The sequence below is a fragment of the Paenibacillus sp. Soil724D2 genome (assembly GCF_001427935.1).
Taxonomy (GTDB): domain Bacteria; phylum Bacillota; class Bacilli; order Paenibacillales; family NBRC-103111; genus Paenibacillus_E.
Genome location: NZ_LMRY01000028.1, coordinates 44,303 through 60,690, shown reverse-complemented (window position 1 = coordinate 60,690; position 16,388 = coordinate 44,303). Strand labels below are relative to the sequence as shown.

Annotated in this window: 15 protein-coding genes, 1 rRNA gene and 1 pseudogene; 16 read left to right on the top strand and 1 reads right to left on the bottom strand. The window is 43.8% G+C overall.

What is annotated here, in order from left to right:
- The 9 genes and pseudogenes from rrf to pssA all read left to right on the top strand — a co-directional run.
- Positions 1 to 95 (top strand): 5S ribosomal RNA (gene rrf / locus ASG85_RS22585); the annotation flags it as partial.
- A gap of 229 nt (positions 96 to 324) precedes the next feature.
- Complete coding sequence (locus ASG85_RS22580) at positions 325 to 786, top strand: CtsR family transcriptional regulator (RefSeq protein ID WP_029196492.1); 462 nt, start codon at positions 325 to 327, stop codon at positions 784 to 786.
- 13 nt (positions 787 to 799) lie between these two features.
- Entirely contained in the window at positions 800 to 1,312 is a 513-nt protein-coding gene (locus ASG85_RS22575) for a UvrB/UvrC motif-containing protein (RefSeq protein WP_057304286.1), read from the top strand.
- Positions 1,313 to 1,377: 65 nt separating this feature from the next.
- The gene (locus ASG85_RS22570) at positions 1,378 to 2,397 is read left to right on the top strand and encodes a protein arginine kinase (RefSeq protein WP_051253568.1); all 1,020 of its coding nucleotides are present in this window, start codon (positions 1,378 to 1,380) and stop codon (positions 2,395 to 2,397) included.
- 60 nt (positions 2,398 to 2,457) lie between these two features.
- Positions 2,458 to 4,899 (top strand): ATP-dependent protease ATP-binding subunit ClpC, encoded by a 2,442-nt coding sequence (clpC, locus tag ASG85_RS22565; RefSeq protein WP_057304285.1) that lies wholly within the window; start codon positions 2,458 to 2,460, stop codon positions 4,897 to 4,899.
- A gap of 329 nt (positions 4,900 to 5,228) precedes the next feature.
- Positions 5,229 to 6,659: a DNA repair protein RadA gene (gene radA, locus ASG85_RS22560; RefSeq protein ID WP_060647787.1), complete on the top strand. Its 1,431-nt coding sequence runs from the start codon at positions 5,229 to 5,231 to the stop codon at positions 6,657 to 6,659.
- Positions 6,660 to 6,907: 248 nt separating this feature from the next.
- A pseudogene (locus tag ASG85_RS38055) lies at positions 6,908 to 7,103 on the top strand (DNA repair protein RadA); the annotation flags it as partial.
- Positions 7,104 to 7,143: 40 nt separating this feature from the next.
- Positions 7,144 to 8,223: a DNA integrity scanning diadenylate cyclase DisA gene (gene disA, locus ASG85_RS22555; protein ID WP_082562248.1), complete on the top strand. Its 1,080-nt coding sequence runs from the start codon at positions 7,144 to 7,146 to the stop codon at positions 8,221 to 8,223.
- Positions 8,224 to 8,343: 120 nt separating this feature from the next.
- On the top strand, positions 8,344 to 9,093 hold the full coding sequence (gene pssA / locus ASG85_RS22550; RefSeq protein ID WP_057304282.1) for a CDP-diacylglycerol--serine O-phosphatidyltransferase: 750 nt from the start codon (positions 8,344 to 8,346) through the stop codon (positions 9,091 to 9,093).
- A 73-nt stretch (positions 9,094 to 9,166) separates the two neighbouring features.
- Here the strand turns inward: pssA and ASG85_RS22545 are convergent, their stop codons facing one another.
- Positions 9,167 to 9,562 (bottom strand): hypothetical protein, encoded by a 396-nt coding sequence (locus ASG85_RS22545; RefSeq protein ID WP_047683251.1) that lies wholly within the window; start codon positions 9,560 to 9,562, stop codon positions 9,167 to 9,169.
- A 155-nt stretch (positions 9,563 to 9,717) separates the two neighbouring features.
- Here ASG85_RS22545 and ASG85_RS22540 point away from each other — a divergent pair, with 155 nt between their 5' ends.
- The 7 genes from ASG85_RS22540 (at position 9,718) to ASG85_RS22510 (ending at position 16,375) form a co-directional block, all read left to right on the top strand.
- Complete coding sequence (locus ASG85_RS22540; protein WP_057304281.1) at positions 9,718 to 10,785, top strand: PIN/TRAM domain-containing protein; 1,068 nt, start codon at positions 9,718 to 9,720, stop codon at positions 10,783 to 10,785.
- 90 nt (positions 10,786 to 10,875) lie between these two features.
- Positions 10,876 to 11,574, top strand: a complete 699-nt coding sequence (ispD, locus tag ASG85_RS22535; protein ID WP_060647786.1) for a 2-C-methyl-D-erythritol 4-phosphate cytidylyltransferase — start codon at positions 10,876 to 10,878, stop codon at positions 11,572 to 11,574.
- 2 nt (positions 11,575 to 11,576) lie between these two features.
- Complete coding sequence (ispF, locus tag ASG85_RS22530; protein WP_057304279.1) at positions 11,577 to 12,062, top strand: 2-C-methyl-D-erythritol 2,4-cyclodiphosphate synthase; 486 nt, start codon at positions 11,577 to 11,579, stop codon at positions 12,060 to 12,062.
- A gap of 31 nt (positions 12,063 to 12,093) precedes the next feature.
- The gene (gene gltX / locus ASG85_RS22525) at positions 12,094 to 13,548 is read left to right on the top strand and encodes a glutamate--tRNA ligase (RefSeq protein WP_060647785.1); all 1,455 of its coding nucleotides are present in this window, start codon (positions 12,094 to 12,096) and stop codon (positions 13,546 to 13,548) included.
- Between the two features lie 346 nt (positions 13,549 to 13,894).
- Positions 13,895 to 14,566 carry a serine O-acetyltransferase gene (cysE, locus tag ASG85_RS22520; RefSeq protein ID WP_057304288.1) on the top strand — a complete coding sequence of 224 codons (672 nt, stop codon included), beginning with the start codon at positions 13,895 to 13,897 and terminating at the stop codon, positions 14,564 to 14,566.
- Positions 14,547 to 15,947 carry a cysteine--tRNA ligase gene (cysS, locus tag ASG85_RS22515; RefSeq protein ID WP_057304277.1) on the top strand — a complete coding sequence of 467 codons (1,401 nt, stop codon included), beginning with the start codon at positions 14,547 to 14,549 and terminating at the stop codon, positions 15,945 to 15,947. The genes cysE and cysS overlap by 20 nt, the downstream gene beginning before the upstream one ends.
- A complete protein-coding gene (locus ASG85_RS22510; RefSeq protein WP_057304276.1) occupies positions 15,944 to 16,375 on the top strand; it encodes a Mini-ribonuclease 3 in 432 nt (143 codons plus the stop codon). Before cysS ends, ASG85_RS22510 begins: the two co-directional genes overlap by 4 nt.
- Positions 16,376 to 16,388 lie beyond the last annotated feature (13 nt).

The following is a 16,388-nucleotide window of genomic DNA, read 5'->3' as shown; positions in this document are numbered from 1 at the left end:
ACCCACGCGTTCCCATCTCGAACACGACCGTTAAGCCCTCCAGCGTCGATGGTACTTGAACCGCAGGGTTCTGGGAGAGTAGAACGTTGCCAAGCACAAGATAAAGCCTTTTTGAGAGTAATCTCAGGAAGGCTTTTTTGTTTTTATTTCGAATAAAACTGTAGGTAAGGTCAACAATAGTAAGGTTCACTTTTGGTTATCGGATCATTAAGGATTGGATTTTTGGAGCAGTACTTGTCAAAAAGAAAGGAAATGATTATAATCTAGTTAAGGTCAAAGAAAGTCAAAGTCAATTTACTTCTGGCAATCTGGGAGGACGAATTGATGCGCAACGTATCAGAAATTATTGAACAGTATTTAAAACATGTCCTGCAGCAGAGTTCCGAAGGGGCTATTGAGATTCAACGCAATGATCTAGCTGATCAGTTCCAATGTGTACCTTCCCAAATCAATTATGTGATCAGTACAAGGTTTACCTTGGAAAAAGGTTACATTGTTGAAAGCAAGCGCGGCGGTGGCGGATACATTCGTATCCAGAAAATCGAGCTCAAGAGTCACGGGTCCATTTTAGACCACATCTTTCGCACGATTCATACGCACATTGATCAAGTTACTTCAGAAGGACTCGTATACCAACTGCAGGAAGGTCACTATATTTCAACACGAGAAGCTAACCTGATTCGGGCCGCAATTTCGAGAGATGTGTTGACCTTCAAGCTCCCGCTGCGCGATGAAATTCGGGCTAAGATTCTTAAAGCAATGCTGATATCCTTGCTTAGCAGATGAGGAGGCATATGAAATGATTTGTCAGGAATGCGGGAAACGACCGGCGACTCTTCATTTTACGAAGATTGTGAATGGAGACAAGAACGAGTTCCACATTTGTGAGAATTGCGCTCGTGAAAAGGGCGAAATGATTCCCGGAACATCCAACGGATTTTCGATTCACAATCTGTTGTCAGGATTACTTGATTTCGAACCATCATCTCTATCCGCTGCAAAGTCTCAGGCGATCCGTTGTGAGAGCTGTGGCCTTACGTATTCTCAATTTAGTAAATTAGGACGTTTTGGTTGCGGATCATGCTATCAAAGCTTTTCAGAAAAGTTAGATCCTCTCTTCAAAAGAGTGCATGGAAATATCGTTCACGTTGGGAAAGTGCCTAAGCGAAGTGGTGGCATCATCCAATGTAAGCGGGAAATTGATACGCTCAAGAAGGATATGATGTCCTGTATCGAACAAGAAGAGTTCGAACAGGCTGCAAAGATTCGTGATCAAATTCGTGAAATTGAGAAGAAAATTGCGGGTATGTGAGTTTGTAAGGAGGTGTGAATCCAGTGACATCACAGCGGTTTACAGCAGATGCATTAAGCGAATGGATGAAAGGCGAAGGGCCTGAATCGGATATCGTCATCAGTAGTCGGATCCGCATTGCTCGTAACCTTAGGGACTACCCTTATCCAATGCTAGCGACGAATCAACAATCACAAGAAGTACTGGATCATTTGTCCGGGGTGCTTGAGAATGATGAATTGGAGACGATAAGCAATTTTTCGCTCATCCCGTTGTCGGATCTGAATGAGCTTGAGCGAATGGTTCTGGTAGAAAAGCATTTAATTAGTCCTAATTTAGCTAACGAGTCCAGGAATGGTGCCGTTATTTTGAGCGAAAATGAATCCATCAGTATTATGATCAACGAAGAGGATCATCTTCGCATACAATGTTTATGTCCCGGTTTTCAGATTAAAGAAGTATGGGATTTGGCGAACCAAATCGATGATATTTTTGAAACACAGCTGGATTACGGATATGACGAAAAAAGGGGTTACTTAACAAGCTGCCCTACAAATGTCGGTACCGGGATCCGCGCTTCGGTGATGATGCATCTACCCGCGTTGGTGCTTAGCCAACAAATTAATCGCATTTTATCAGCTGTTACGCAAGTTGGGTTGACAGTTAGAGGATTATACGGGGAAGGTAGCGAAGCTTTAGGAAATCTGTTTCAAATATCGAATCAAATTACGCTTGGCCAATCCGAAGATGAGATTATTGATAATTTACACAGTGTAGCAAGGCAAATTATAGAGCATGAACGTGCTGCGAGACATAAGCTGATTCAAGAGTCCCGAATGCGGATAATAGATCGTGTGAACCGTTCATTAGGAATTCTATCTTATGCGGGAATCATGGATTCGAAAGAAGCCGCGCAGCGTTTATCAGATGTGAGACTTGGCATTGACCTTGGAATTATCAACAACGTTTCATCGAATGTTTTGAATGAATTGTTGGTGATGACGCAACCTGGTTTTCTTCAACAATATGCCGGTGAGAAATTAAATGCCGAAGAGCGAGATATACGCAGGGCTGAGTTGATTCGCGAAAGATTTGGTAGGGTTTAAGAAAGATAAGATTCATCCTTTAGGATTTCTATAGATATACTAATTTTGGAGGTGTTCTCTATGATGTTTGGAAGATTTACGGAACGTGCGCAAAAGGTGCTCTCTCTTGCTCAAGAGGAAGCTGTTCGTTTAGGGCATAACAATATTGGTACGGAGCACATTTTACTTGGTCTTATTCGTGAAGGGGAAGGCATTGCGGCTAAAGCGCTTGTTGCTTTGGGCTTAGGTCTTGAGAAAATTCAAGACGAAGTTGAGTCGCTGATTGGCAGAGGACAAGAACAGCCTACCAACATTGCGTATACACCTAGAGCGAAGAAGGTCATTGAACTTTCGATGGATGAAGCGAGAAAATTAGGTCACACTTATGTGGGGACTGAACATATTTTACTCGGGCTTATTCGCGAAGGAGAAGGTGTTGCTGCAAGAGTCCTTAATAACTTAGGTGTCTCTTTGAATAAAGCACGTCAACAAGTCCTTCAATTGCTTGGAAGCAGTGAGACCGTGTCACCAAGTCATGGTAGTAATCCGAATGTAAACACACCTACATTGGATGGTTTAGCGAGAGATTTGACGGCGTATGCCAAAGAGGGTCATCTGGATCCTGTGATTGGGCGCAGCAAAGAAATTGAGCGTGTCATTCAAGTATTGAGCCGCAGAACGAAAAACAATCCGGTACTGATCGGTGAACCAGGCGTTGGTAAAACAGCGATTGCTGAAGGCCTTGCTCAGAAAATTATTAATAATGAAATTCCGGAAACGTTGAAGGATAAAAGGGTAATGACGCTCGATATGGGCTCTGTTGTAGCAGGGACTAAGTATCGCGGTGAGTTCGAAGATCGTCTCAAAAAGATCATGGACGAAATTCGTCAAGCGGGCAATATCGTACTATTCATTGATGAGCTTCACACCTTAATTGGCGCAGGCGGAGCGGAAGGCGCAATTGATGCCTCCAACATCCTGAAACCGGCTCTAGCTAGAGGCGAGCTGCAGTGTATTGGTGCTACAACGTTGGATGAATATCGTAAGTATATTGAAAAAGATGCGGCTTTAGAGCGTCGTTTCCAACCTATTACAGTAGATCAACCATCTCCTGAGGAAGCTATTCAAATCCTTTATGGATTACGTGATCGGTATGAAGCTCATCACCGTGTGAAAATTACGGATGCTGCGATCCAAGAAGCTGTAAAACTTTCCGATCGTTACATTACGGACCGTTTCTTACCGGATAAAGCGATCGATTTGATCGATGAGGCGAGTTCCAAAGTAAGACTGCGTTCTTATACAACACCGCCTTCATTGAAACAACTTGAGAGCAAGCTGGATAACATCCGTAAGGAGAAAGATGCAGCGGTTCAAAGTCAAGAATTCGAGAAAGCAGCTGGACTTCGTGATACGGAGCAGAAGCTTCGCGAAGAGTTGGATACAACGAAAAATGATTGGAAAGAGAAGCAAGGTCGCTTGGACACAGAAGTAACGCCAGATGATATCGCGCAAATTGTGGCGAGCTGGACAGGAATTCCGGTAAGTAAACTTGCTGAAGAAGAAACAGAGCGTCTGCTCAAAATGGAAGATATTCTTCATGAGCGAGTGATTGGCCAGGAAGAAGCTGTTAAAGCCGTAAGCCGTGCCATTCGCCGCGCTAGAGCAGGTCTGAAAGATCCGAAGCGTCCAATGGGCTCCTTCATATTCCTCGGACCAACGGGTGTTGGTAAAACCGAATTAGCACGCGCATTAGCAGAATCTCTTTTCGGTGATGATAACGCAGTAGTTCGAATTGATATGTCGGAATACATGGAGAAGCACTCGACTTCTAGATTAGTAGGGGCGCCTCCGGGTTACGTTGGATACGAAGAGGGCGGTCAACTCACGGAGAAAGTTCGCCGTAAGCCATATTCGGTCGTACTGCTCGATGAGATCGAGAAAGCACATCCAGAAGTGTTTAACATTCTACTGCAAGTACTGGAAGATGGTCGCTTAACAGATTCCAAAGGACGCACGGTTGATTTCCGCAACACATTGATTATTATGACATCCAATGTTGGCGCGGATATGATTAAGAAAAATTCTTCACTTGGCTTTACGGCTGCTGTCGATGCAGGTAGAGATTACACCAATATGAAGGATAAAGTCATGGGCGAGCTCAAGAAAAGCTTCCGTCCGGAGTTCCTTAACCGGATCGACGAAATTATTGTTTTCCACTCCTTGGATGAGAAGCATATCGCAGAAATCGTCACTTTGATGGCGGACGATCTTCGCAAACGCTTGAAAGAGCAGGAGGTTGATTTCTTGCTTACAGACAAAGCGAAAATGTTCCTTGCCAAAGAAGGGTACGACCCGACTTACGGCGCAAGACCGCTTCGCAGAGCGATTCAGAAGCATATCGAGGATCGCTTATCTGAGGAACTTCTCAGAGGCAATATTGCCAAAGGTGACTCTTTAACCATTGATGAGAAAGATGGCGAACTTGTCGTCCTGAAGGGCGAAGGCGTAGCCGCAAAATAATGAAAGCAAAGAAGCATTTTGCTCCATCCTGTCTAGGGTGCAGCAAAATGCTTTTTTTTTATCACAGCCCCTATCAAATGAGGCTACTTTGAACGTAATAAAGTTTGTTAAAATAAATAAATAATGTATCTCAAATGGTATAACCTTTGATAACTATGTAAGAAATGCATAAAAAAATGTATGATAGAACGTGGATGCAGAATAAACAAGAGAAAAGAACTTGAAATAAAGCAAGAAGAGTAAAGCAACAGACGATTCCAATGGAAAAAATTAAGTTATTGGTAGAGTTTGCAGAACTATTTGATTAATTGGGGAAGTGAATCTTAACTATGAAAAAGAAAACCATATATAAATGTACCAGTTGTGGTCAAGAGCATCCAAAATGGCAAGGTTCGTGCAGCAGTTGTCGTGAGTGGAATACTCTTGAAGAAGATGATGTTATAAACGCTCCTAATGGTGGTCAGAAGGGCATAAACAAAAAGAAGAATGTTATCATAAACCGTCTTACAGATACCGTATCCCAAAACAGTGATAGGATTATTACCAAGTACAATGAATTTAATCGCGTAATGGGTGGAGGAATCGTTAAAGATTCTGTTACGATTATTACAGCTGTTCCAGGTGCTGGAAAATCCACACTCTTATTGCAAATATCAGATGATGTGGCAAAGCAAGGATTGAAAGTGCTGTATGCTTCAGGTGAAGAAAGTGATAGTCAGATAAAGAGAAGAGCAGAGCGAGTCTTGCAAGATATTCATAAAAACGTTTGGGTTTATTCTGATAATAGCTTGAATAATGTCTTAGGTTGTATTGACCAAGTAGACCCTGACCTCATTATTATTGATAGTATTCAAACTTTTGTATTAGAAGAATATCCGCAAAGACCTGGTTCACCCACGCAGACGATGGAATGTGCAAATACTCTCTTAAAGGTCGCAAAAGATGCACAGAGACCAAGAGCCATTATAATGGTTGGGCAGATGACCAAAGATAACGAATTAGCTGGGTTAAGAGCATTAGAACACTTGGTAGATGCTGTTCTTGTTCTCGAGGGGGAGGAAGGCGAGGAGCTAAAACAGCTATTTTCGACTAAAAATCGCTATGCCAGCACAGGAGAGCTTGGATTTTTCACAATGGGTGAGCAAGGGTTGACACCTATAGATAATCCCTCAGAGTTCTTTATGACACAAAGAGACGAGAATGATGTAGTTAGTGGAAGTGCATTAACAGTCGTTAAAGAAGGTACAAGACCCATCATTTTGGAAATAGAAAGTTTGGTATCAACCACGTTCATGCCATACCCAAGCCGGATTGCTGAATGTTTAAAAAAGGACCATGTGAATACACTTATCAGCATCATGGAACAAAGAGCCAATATCCCTCTTCATGACAAGAACGTGGTTGTTAAAACGACAGGCGGTATTCGTTTAAAAGAACAATCATCAAATTTAGCCGCGATAATGAGCATTGTATCTTCCTGTAAGAATCAAGGTATCCCCAATGATACTGTATTTATCGCAGATATTGGATTAACGGGTGAATTAAAAAAAGTGCCTACGTTAGAACTAAGAATTAGAGAGCTTGAAAGAATGGGTTTCAAACGTGTCTATGTTGCGCTCAATGGATTGAAAAGCACAACTACGTTTTCTACAATAAAGGTAATCCCATGTAAGACATTAAGCCAAGTCATCCACTCTGTATTTGGCGCTTCTTCCAAAGGCAAAGAGGAGAAAGCACCTTGGGATGAGGAAGATAATTAGACAACATCTATTGTTGAGCGTTATATCGACTCCTGCCAATTTGAAACTGATCTTTCATTATATACAATTTCTTTTAAAGGAATGAATTTTCCGTTATACTTAGTTGTAAGGATTTAGCAAATGGACTCCATCCAGTAGTACAGTTCGGATTAAGGATGTTAGGTTATATCAAAGCAGCATGAATTTCGAATGCGGAATGTATTATATATGTAGAGGGATTGTTTTTAGAAGAAGATTATAGACGGGACTTGTTCGGTGAGATCGGGTTGACCGGAGAAGTCAGCGGTGTATCACGGATTGAACAACGTGTGAAGGAAGCGGAAAGCTTGGATTCCGTAGAGTAATTATGCCGGAGAAAAGTTCGAAGGGATGGACTCATCCGCCGGTATGGAGATTATCGGAGTGAACACGGTAGCAGAGGCATTGAAAGCGGCACTGGGTTAACTCGTGGTCATTCAACCTGCAAGCCTTCAGGAGGAAAATGATGAGTAAAGAAGAGATAAAGCGAGACGTCATGAGCCAACTGCTGCAAATGGTAGCACCTGGTACACCGTTCCGTGATGGGTTAGAGAATGTCCTACGCGCCAAAACGGGTGGACTTATTGTAGTTGGATATAGTACAGAAGTAACGGAAATCGTCGATGGCGGTTTTTCCATAGATTGTGATTTTTCCCCCAATTATTTATATGAGCTTGCCAAAATGGATGGTGCGATTATCCTTAGTGAGGACATCAAACGCATCCTATATGCGAACACACAATTAATCCCAGATTCCTCTATCTCATCATCGGAGACGGGAATCAGGCATAGGACTGCCGAACGTGTTGCGAAGCAAACCAATAAGTTGGTTGTTTCGATTTCTCAGCGGCGTAACGTCATAACACTTTATCAAGGTAATTTGCGTTACGCGCTGAAAGATATTGGTGTTATCCTGACTAAGGCGAATCAAGCGATCCAGACATTGGAGCGTTACAAAGTCGTATTGGATCAGTCGCTTACCAATCTAAGCGCATCCGAGTTTGAGGAATTGGTAACATTGCACGATGTTACCAATGTCATTGCTCGGTTTGAGATGGTGCTGCGCATTAAGGCCGAGATTAACCGATACATTAATGAGCTTGGGAATGAAGGCCGCCTCATTAGCATGCAGCTTGAAGAACTTGTTGGGAATGCGGAACTTGAAGCGCGTTTGATCGTAAAAGATTATGTACGTGATTTATCGGAAGACCGCGTCAAAGAAATGCAAGCAGGCTTAAAGCGGTTATCCTCGGATGAACTGCTGGAGCCGCACCAAATCATCCGATTGCTTGGATATCCGCATACGAATTCTATTGCCGAAGAACCGGTGTCCCCTCGGGGGTTCCGAATTTTAGGGAAAATTCCGCGGCTACCGTCTATCATTATTGCCAATCTGGTCGAAAAGTTTGGTTATTTGCCTCACATGATGATGGCGACAATTGAAGAATTGGATGAAGTTGACGGAATTGGAGAGGTGAGAGCCCGCGCCATTAAGGAAGGTCTCAAAAGAATTCAAGAACAAGTGTTCATTGACAGACATATTTAAACTAGATACAATCATAAAGTATCATTGTTGAGGTTTTGTTAAGGCAAGGCAGTTTTATGCAGTCGAGGTTTTATTAAGTCGAGATAAGGGTATAGTAAATCCAGAGGTGGACAAAAACATATGTTAACGAAATCAATTCCCAGTCTTTTTACAGTAGGGAACTTATTCCTAGGTGTATTGTCAATTATTCTTGCTTTCAGTGGTGAACATGGAGTTGCAGCAGTACTTGTCATTGTCGCTATGTTGCTTGATGGACTTGACGGACGTGTAGCCAGAGCTTTGAACGCACAGAGTGAGTTCGGTAAAGAGTTAGATTCGCTGTCCGATGTCATTTCATTCGGTGTAGCACCCGCTTTTATCATGTATGTGGTTGCATTTAATGATCCGAATGTAATTAGTCCGGCATTTGCTTGGATTGTTACAGCGATCTTCCCGATTTGTGGAGCGCTCCGTTTAGCTCGTTTCAATGTCGTTGCCGGTACGCCTGGCTATTTTATCGGTCTTCCGATTCCAGCCGCGGGCGGAGTTCTTTGTACACTAGCTTTGTTTGTGAACGAAATTAATGTATATGTGTTGTTAGTGAGTACTATCCTGTTGTCTTACTTAATGGTAAGTACAGTGAAGTATCCAAACTTCAAAAAAGCGGGTATTCCGAAAGCAGCGATCTGGATTACGCCAATTATTGTTGCTGTAGCTATTTTGATCGCTATCAAGTGGCCAGAGTCTATTTCTAAAATGATTTTCGTACCCCTGTTAGCGTACGCGCTATATGGCCTAAAAAAAAACGTTGATGGGTTCTTCATCCGTCTCCGGAGAAAGAACAAAAGACGCGGCATGGACGACACAAATTCAGTGAAATCGGACGTTTAACACAGGTTTCGAAAATAAAAAGCATTTATTTTCTTCTGATGATTCAGAGAGAAAATAAATGCTTTTTTCGTTTTCATGACATGTTGAAAAGTCCCAATGTTGTGCATTTCTTCGATTCGTTCTCAACGACTTGCTCCAAATTAACGTCTAGGATGTTACTAAGTGCAGACATATAGAAGAGATTTCTACCCAGTTCCGTACTTACGACCTCAATGCATTGTTCACATAAGTGACCAGATACATGAGTGCCGAGTACATCCTTGGCCTCATCCAAAGTCATCTCAGGATGATACTCTTGCTTGGCTGCATGAACCTGAATACATCCACATTCCGTAATAGATTTCACCACGGAACGATTAGTAGCTGCGCCTGACTGTTGAAATTTGGATAAGACGTCAAGCAGACTTCGGTGACGGAGTAACAATTCAGATACTTGATCCTGAAACTGCTTTAAAGTCAAGGAGCTCATTCCATCCACCTCGGGTGTGTTGGTAACTTCTAATTTCATTATAAAGGAAGCCCTCTAATATTTCAATTTTCCATGTAAAGAAGTGATTAACGTTGGAGAAATTGGAACATAATTGTAATAAGGCTTAAAACAAGTTTGATTTAGGAGGTGAATCTGTGATGAGGAAATGGGTACAAATCATTTTGGCCATCATGGGTGGTAGTTTAGGGTATAGTTGGAGTGATTCGATCCTTCGAAAGACAGTGTTAATGAGTGATGCGGGACAAGTTATCTGGATTAATAGTTTATGCGCAGTAGGTATGTTCTTCCTTTCGTCATGGGTTGCTAGTCAGGGAATGAAACTGCTTATGAGAGGCGAAAGGAATGTAGCGGATATCCCGGTGTCTGATTTACTCTCAGGTACGTTAGGCTTAGTCATTGGGCTGCTTATATCAGTATTGGTGTTCCCTGTACTGGAGCAGGCGAAGTGGGCTAGTCCCTTTTTACCGTTCATTGTGTCTGCGGTATTAGCTGTTATGGGGTTCCGTATCGGTTACAGCAAGCGGGAAGAGCTGGTTCAGATCATTGCAAAGAGTCGATCCACAGGCCCAGAGAAGCAGACACATCGTCCTTATGAGGAGCATAAGATTCTCGACACTAGTGTCATTATTGATGGCAGGATCGCAGATATTTGTAAAACAGGCTTTATCGAGGGTACCCTCGTTATTCCCGAATTTGTCTTGGAAGAGCTGCAGCACATTGCCGATTCATCGGATTTACTCAAAAGGAATCGCGGTCGACGCGGTCTGGACATTTTGAACAAAATCCAAAAGGAACTTGAAGTGAAAGTGCTCATTTACGAAGGAGATTTCGAGGAAATATCTGAAGTAGATAGCAAGCTAGTCCGGCTGGCAAAAGTACTGCAAGGCAAAGTGATTACGAATGATTTCAATCTAAACAAAGTATGTGAACTGCAAGGTGTTTCTGTACTCAATATCAATGACCTCGCGAATGCAGTAAAGCCTGTTGTCCTACCGGGTGAAGAAATCATAGTTCAAGTCATTAAGGATGGCAAGGAGCATGGACAAGGTGTAGCTTATCTGGACGACGGTACGATGATCGTGGTGGAAGGCGGGCGCGAATTCATTGGGATGACACTCGAAGTGATGGTCACAAGTGTTCTGCAGACATCGGCGGGACGTATGATTTTCGCTAAACCGAAACTATTGGAAAAAGCACAGTAAAACCAGTATGATAAGGAGATGTAACATAGCTCTATGGGCCTATGCTTACGAAGAAAGCTTTCTTTCAGAAAGCACTTAGTTGGAGGTCTTATGGGGAAGCTAGGAGTTATCATCGTGGCAGCGGGCAAGGGCTCGCGAATGGGAACGGCTGAAAGTAAACAATACTTACAACTGGGACATAAGCCAATTCTGGTACATACCTTGCAATTATTTCAAAACATACATGAAGTGGATGAAATCATTCTCGTTGTTGGGGGAACTGACGTAGATCGCTGTAGAGGCTTTGTGCAGGACTACGCTCTTTCCAAGGTCACTCATGTGCTAGCAGGAGGCGCCGAACGTCAAGATTCCGTTAGACGGGGTCTGGACTCCTTACAGAGGGATACAACGTGGGTACTCGTTCATGACGGTGTTAGGCCTTTCGTAAAAAAGGAACATGTGTTCGATTGTCTTGTGAAAGCGCAAGAACAGGATGCAGCTGTACTGGCCGTTCCTGTTAAAGATACGATCAAAATCGTAGATACCGAGAAACGAATTCAATCTACACCCGATAGACGAAGCTTGTGGGCGATCCAAACGCCGCAAGCTTTTCGGCTTTCTCTTCTACAGGAAGCGCACGAACGGGCTCTTCAGGATGATTTCATGGGGACGGACGATGCGATGTTGGTTGAACGAATAGGAATGACGGTGCATGTGGTCGAAGGGGACTATTATAATATTAAGATTACGACACCGGAAGATTTGCCATGGGCAGAATGGATACTACACAACGTAAGGGGAGAGGGATAGCTATGATTCGCGTAGGACAAGGATTTGATGTTCATCAGTTGGTGGAAGGCCGTAAGTGCATTATTGGAGGCGTGACGATTCCTTATGAAAAAGGGTTGCTCGGTCACTCCGATGCGGACGTACTGCTGCATGCTATTAGCGATGCTATTTTAGGCGCACTGGGCTTAGGCGATATCGGGAAGCATTTCCCAGATACGGCTGCAGAGTTCAAGGATGCGGATAGTCTAGTACTGCTGAAGCAGGTATGGCAGCTGGCTAAGGACAAAGGTTATCACCTTGGGAATACGGATTCCACAATCATTGCGCAGAAGCCCAAAATGGCGCCGTACATCCCGCAGATGGTAGAAATCATTGCAGCGGCGCTAGACGCTAAGCCAGATCAAGTCAATGTGAAGGCTACGACGACGGAACAGCTTGGTTTCACGGGTCGAGGCGAAGGTATTGCTGCGCAATCGGTTGTTTGTTTAATTCGAGATGTGCTAGAATAGCAGGTAATATTGGGGAGAAGAGGGTACACACATGAATCAACCTTTACGTGTGCGTTATGCACCTAGTCCGACTGGACATTTACATATTGGCGGTGCTCGTACAGCACTGTTTGATTATTTATTGGCACGTCGCCATGGCGGTGCGTTCGTTGTTCGTTTTGAAGATACGGATCAAACTCGTCATAAAGAGTCTGGTATCGAGGATCAACTGAATGGCCTAAGATGGCTTGGTTTAGAGTGGGATGAGAGCGTAGATATCGGAGGTCCATACGGTCCTTATCGTCAGATGGAGCGCCTGGATATTTATCAGACGTATCTCGATCAATTGGTTCAGAGCGGCCACGCATACCATTGCTATTGCTCTGAAGCGGATTTGGAGCAGGAGCGGGCAGAGCAAGAAGCACGCGGAGAAATGGGCGGTTATTCAGGTAAATGCCGTAACTTAACACCTGATCAGATTGCTGCTTATCAAGCTGAAGGACGTAAGGCATCCATCCGTTTCCGTGTTCCAGAAGACCGGATTATCGGCTTCGAGGACAAAGTTCGCGAGCATGTTGAATTTGAATCAAACGGTATTGGTGATTTCATCATTGCACGTACCGATGGTATTCCAACCTATAATTTTGCTGTCATTGTGGACGATCATTTGATGAAAATCAATCTGGTAATTCGCGGTGAGGAGCATCTGTCCAATACACCAAGACAAATCCTCATGTATGAAGCGCTGGGACTTCCTGTGCCTGACTTTGCTCATTTGGCGCTTATCTTGAATCCTGATCGTAAAAAAATGAGTAAACGGGATGAATCCATCATTCAGTTTATCGAACAGTACAAAGAGCTAGGCTATCTGCCTGAAGCTGTTGTTAACTTCATTGCCCTTCTCGGTTGGTCTCCTGGCGGCGAAGAAGAAATGTTCACAAAAGAAGAACTTATTGCCCAGTTTGACCTGGATCGCGTATCCAAAAGTCCGGCTGTGTTTGATATGGATAAATTGAATTGGATGAACAATGCTTATTTGAAAAAGGCCCCGCTCTCCCGAGTGGTCGAGTTATGCGTGCCTCATCTGCAAAAGGCTGGATACATCCAAGGTGATTTGGATGCCGCAGCTCAAGAGTGGGTAACGGCTCTGGTAGGCCTCAATCAAGAGAGAATGCGTTTCGCGGCAGAGATCGTCGAGCTATCCAGCATCTTCTTCAAGGAAGAGTTGGTTATCGATGAGGAGGCAGCTGCTGTTTTGAAAGAGGAGCATGTGCCTGTTGTGCTAGCTAGCTTTCTCACGCAAGTCGAGCAAGCGGAAGCTTTCACCGTAGAAGCCATCCCCGCTTTGCTGAAACAAGTGCAGAAGGATACGGGCTTCAAAGGGAAACAACTGTTCATGTCCATTCGTTCTGCGCTAACGGGGCAAGTGCACGGACCTGACTTAAATGTGTCTCTTTACTTACTTGGCAAAGAAAAAGTCGCATCACGTCTAAGGAACTTATTGTAAAGCGGGTTTCTTTTCGCTATACTTAGTTCAATATCGAATGCAATGATCAGGAGAGTACGCTTAACTAGGGATTTATCAGAGAGGATAATCGAAGCCGCGAGGCTTTGGCTGTGAGTTATCCAATTCCTGTAATCGGAAATGCACCTGGGAGCTGCCGCGCCGAATACTCGTAAGAGTAGGGTAGGCGCAGCCGGAATACCCACGTTACGGGAACTTAAGTTGGGAGACTTCCGAGTCACCAAGCAGAGTGGAACCGCGATAACTACGCCTCTGCAGCCATATGGCTGCGGGGGCTTTTTTTGTTTTAGAAGAATCCTTGTATGATTTCTACGAAGAAGGTGAGAACATGTGGGCAACGATCAAATCTGATATATCCGCCGTATTCGATAACGACCCGGCTGCACGCAGCTGGTTTGAGGTTGTTTTTACGTATTCTGGTCTTCATGCGATTTGGTCCCATCGAATCGGTCACTGGTTTTACAAGCGGGGAATGTATACGATCGCTCGTATCGTTTCGCAGTGGAGCCGGTTCATGACAGGGATTGAGATTCACCCGGGTGCAACTATAGGGAAAAGACTGTTTATTGATCATGGCATGGGTGTTGTTATCGGGGAAACCTGTGAGATTGGTGACGATGTCATCCTTTACCAAGGGGTAACCTTAGGGGGAACGGGGAAAGAAAAAGGTAAGAGACATCCAACTATTGGCAATAATGTAGTTATTGGTTCGGGTGCCAAAATTCTTGGTTCTTTCCTCGTAGGCGAAAATTCACGTATTGGCTCTAATGCGGTAGTCATTCAGGAAGTTCCTTCCAATAGCACCGTCGTCACGATCCCTGCTAAACTTGTTAAACGGGACGGGGTTCGTGTAAATCGTTTAGACCATGGGAACTTACCTGATCCTATTGTTGATATATTTCAGGAATTACAGAATCAGATTAATGATTTAAAACGGCAACTTGAACAAGAACGCCTTAAGAATGGAGAAACGAGAGAACATGACACTCAGAGTGTATAATACGCTAACGCGGAAAAAAGAAGAATTCGTTCCAATTGAACCAGGCAAAGTGAAGATGTACGTTTGCGGGCCTACTGTGTATAACTATATTCATATTGGTAACGGCAGACCGGTTATTTTCTTCGATGTTGTACGTCGCTATTTGGAATCTCAGAAGTATGAAGTGACTTATATTACGAACTTTACCGATGTGGATGATAAAATGATTCGTAAAGCTGAGGAGTTGGCTGTTACTGTTCCAGAGCTTGCAGAAACATTCATTCAAGCCTTTTTGGATGACGTCAAAACGCTTGGCGTTCACGATGCTACTTTGAATCCGCGTGTGACGGAGAACATCCAGGAAATTATAGATTTCATTGTCGCCCTAGTTGAGAAAGATTTCGCCTACGAAGCCGGCGGTGACGTTTATTACCGAACAAGCAAATTTGCGGAGTATGGCAAGTTATCCAATCAAAATTTGGAAGAGCTCCAATACGGTATCCGCATTGAAGTAGATGATCGCAAAGAGAGTCCTCAGGATTTTGTTCTGTGGAAAGCGGCCAAACCGGGAGAGATTTATTGGGATAGTCCATGGGGCCAAGGTCGTCCAGGCTGGCATATCGAATGCTCCGCCATGGTGCGCAAATATTTGGGTGAAACGATTGATATTCACGGTGGCGGACAAGACTTGACGTTCCCGCATCATGAATGTGAAATCGCTCAGACGGAAGCTGTAACAGGGCATCCGATGGCTAATTATTGGCTGCACAATGCATTCCTTAACATTGACAATGAGAAGATGTCCAAGTCACTTGGCAACGGAATTCTTATTCGTGATCTCGTTAAACAAATCAAACCGCAAGTATTCCGTTTCTTCATGTTATCCGCGCACTATCGCAATCCGCTGAATTTCAGCGATGAAAGCTTGAAACAAGCCTCTAACGCGTTAGAACGCATTCAGAATGCTTATGACAACTTGAAGCATCGACTTACTACTGCTTCTGCGACTAGTGAAATAGAATCAACATTAACGGATCGCCTGGCTGCGATTGCAAGCCAGTTTGACGATAAGATGAACGACGATTTCAATACTCCGGATGCAATTACAGCGGTATTCGACCTTGTTGCTGAAGCGAACCTGTACCTGCAACAGGAGCGGGTAAATGCCGCCGCGCTGCAGCTTTTCTTAGATCAGCTGCAAGCGTTCGACCAAACCTTAGGGATTCTTTCGCAGCAAGCGGATGAGTTGTTGGATGAAGAGATTGAGCAGTTGATTATTGAACGGACTGAATCGCGTAAATCGAAGAACTGGGCTCGCGCGGATGAAATCCGTGATCTGCTCACAGAGAAAGGGATATTCCTAGAAGATACACCACAGGGAATACGTTGGCGCCGTAAATGAGCGAGTCGATCCATGACGCTGCGAACCTTTTTATTTTCCCGCCATCTAAAAGTCCCCATTTACTGAATCCGCTTGTATTGGCATATATAGGGGATGCTATATATGAAGTGTACATCAGGCAATATGTTATTTCTGGAGCTAATCATCGACCGAACCATTTGCACAAAGCATCGACGGGATATGTATCAGCCAAAGCGCAATCCAAATTGTTGGAGGCTTTGATGCCGATGCTGTCGGAAGAAGAAGTAGACATGGTAAAGCGGGGACGCAATGCCAAATCAGGAACTACAGCCAAAAACGCGGAGGTGCTGGAATACCGGCACAGCACCGCGTTTGAGTGCTTAATCGGATATTTGTACTATAAACAATCTTTTGAGAGATTGAAGGAAATATTAGATTTTGCGATTACTTATAAGCAGAACAAGTAGCTTAAGCTAACGA

What these genes read in the sequence shown, in the direction of transcription:
- pssA (WP_057304282.1), top strand. Translation starts at nt 8,344, where the DNA reads ATGTTAACGAAATCAATTCCCAGTCTTTTTACAGTAGGGAACTTATTC.
- radA (WP_060647787.1), top strand. Translation starts at nt 5,229, where the DNA reads ATGAAAAAGAAAACCATATATAAATGTACCAGTTGTGGTCAAGAGCAT.
- gltX (WP_060647785.1), top strand. Translation starts at nt 12,094, where the DNA reads ATGAATCAACCTTTACGTGTGCGTTATGCACCTAGTCCGACTGGACAT.
- cysS (WP_057304277.1), top strand. Translation starts at nt 14,547, where the DNA reads ATGACACTCAGAGTGTATAATACGCTAACGCGGAAAAAAGAAGAATTC.
- ASG85_RS22545 (WP_047683251.1), bottom strand. Translation starts at nt 9,562, where the DNA reads ATGAGCTCCTTGACTTTAAAGCAGTTTCAGGATCAAGTATCTGAATTG.
- ASG85_RS22575 (WP_057304286.1), top strand. Translation starts at nt 800, where the DNA reads ATGATTTGTCAGGAATGCGGGAAACGACCGGCGACTCTTCATTTTACG.
- ispD (WP_060647786.1), top strand. Translation starts at nt 10,876, where the DNA reads ATGGGGAAGCTAGGAGTTATCATCGTGGCAGCGGGCAAGGGCTCGCGA.
- clpC (WP_057304285.1), top strand. Translation starts at nt 2,458, where the DNA reads ATGATGTTTGGAAGATTTACGGAACGTGCGCAAAAGGTGCTCTCTCTT.
- cysE (WP_057304288.1), top strand. Translation starts at nt 13,895, where the DNA reads ATGTGGGCAACGATCAAATCTGATATATCCGCCGTATTCGATAACGAC.
- ASG85_RS22510 (WP_057304276.1), top strand. Translation starts at nt 15,944, where the DNA reads ATGAGCGAGTCGATCCATGACGCTGCGAACCTTTTTATTTTCCCGCCA.
- ASG85_RS22580 (WP_029196492.1), top strand. Translation starts at nt 325, where the DNA reads ATGCGCAACGTATCAGAAATTATTGAACAGTATTTAAAACATGTCCTG.
- ispF (WP_057304279.1), top strand. Translation starts at nt 11,577, where the DNA reads ATGATTCGCGTAGGACAAGGATTTGATGTTCATCAGTTGGTGGAAGGC.
- ASG85_RS22570 (WP_051253568.1), top strand. Translation starts at nt 1,378, where the DNA reads ATGAAAGGCGAAGGGCCTGAATCGGATATCGTCATCAGTAGTCGGATC.
- disA (WP_082562248.1), top strand. Translation starts at nt 7,144, where the DNA reads ATGAGTAAAGAAGAGATAAAGCGAGACGTCATGAGCCAACTGCTGCAA.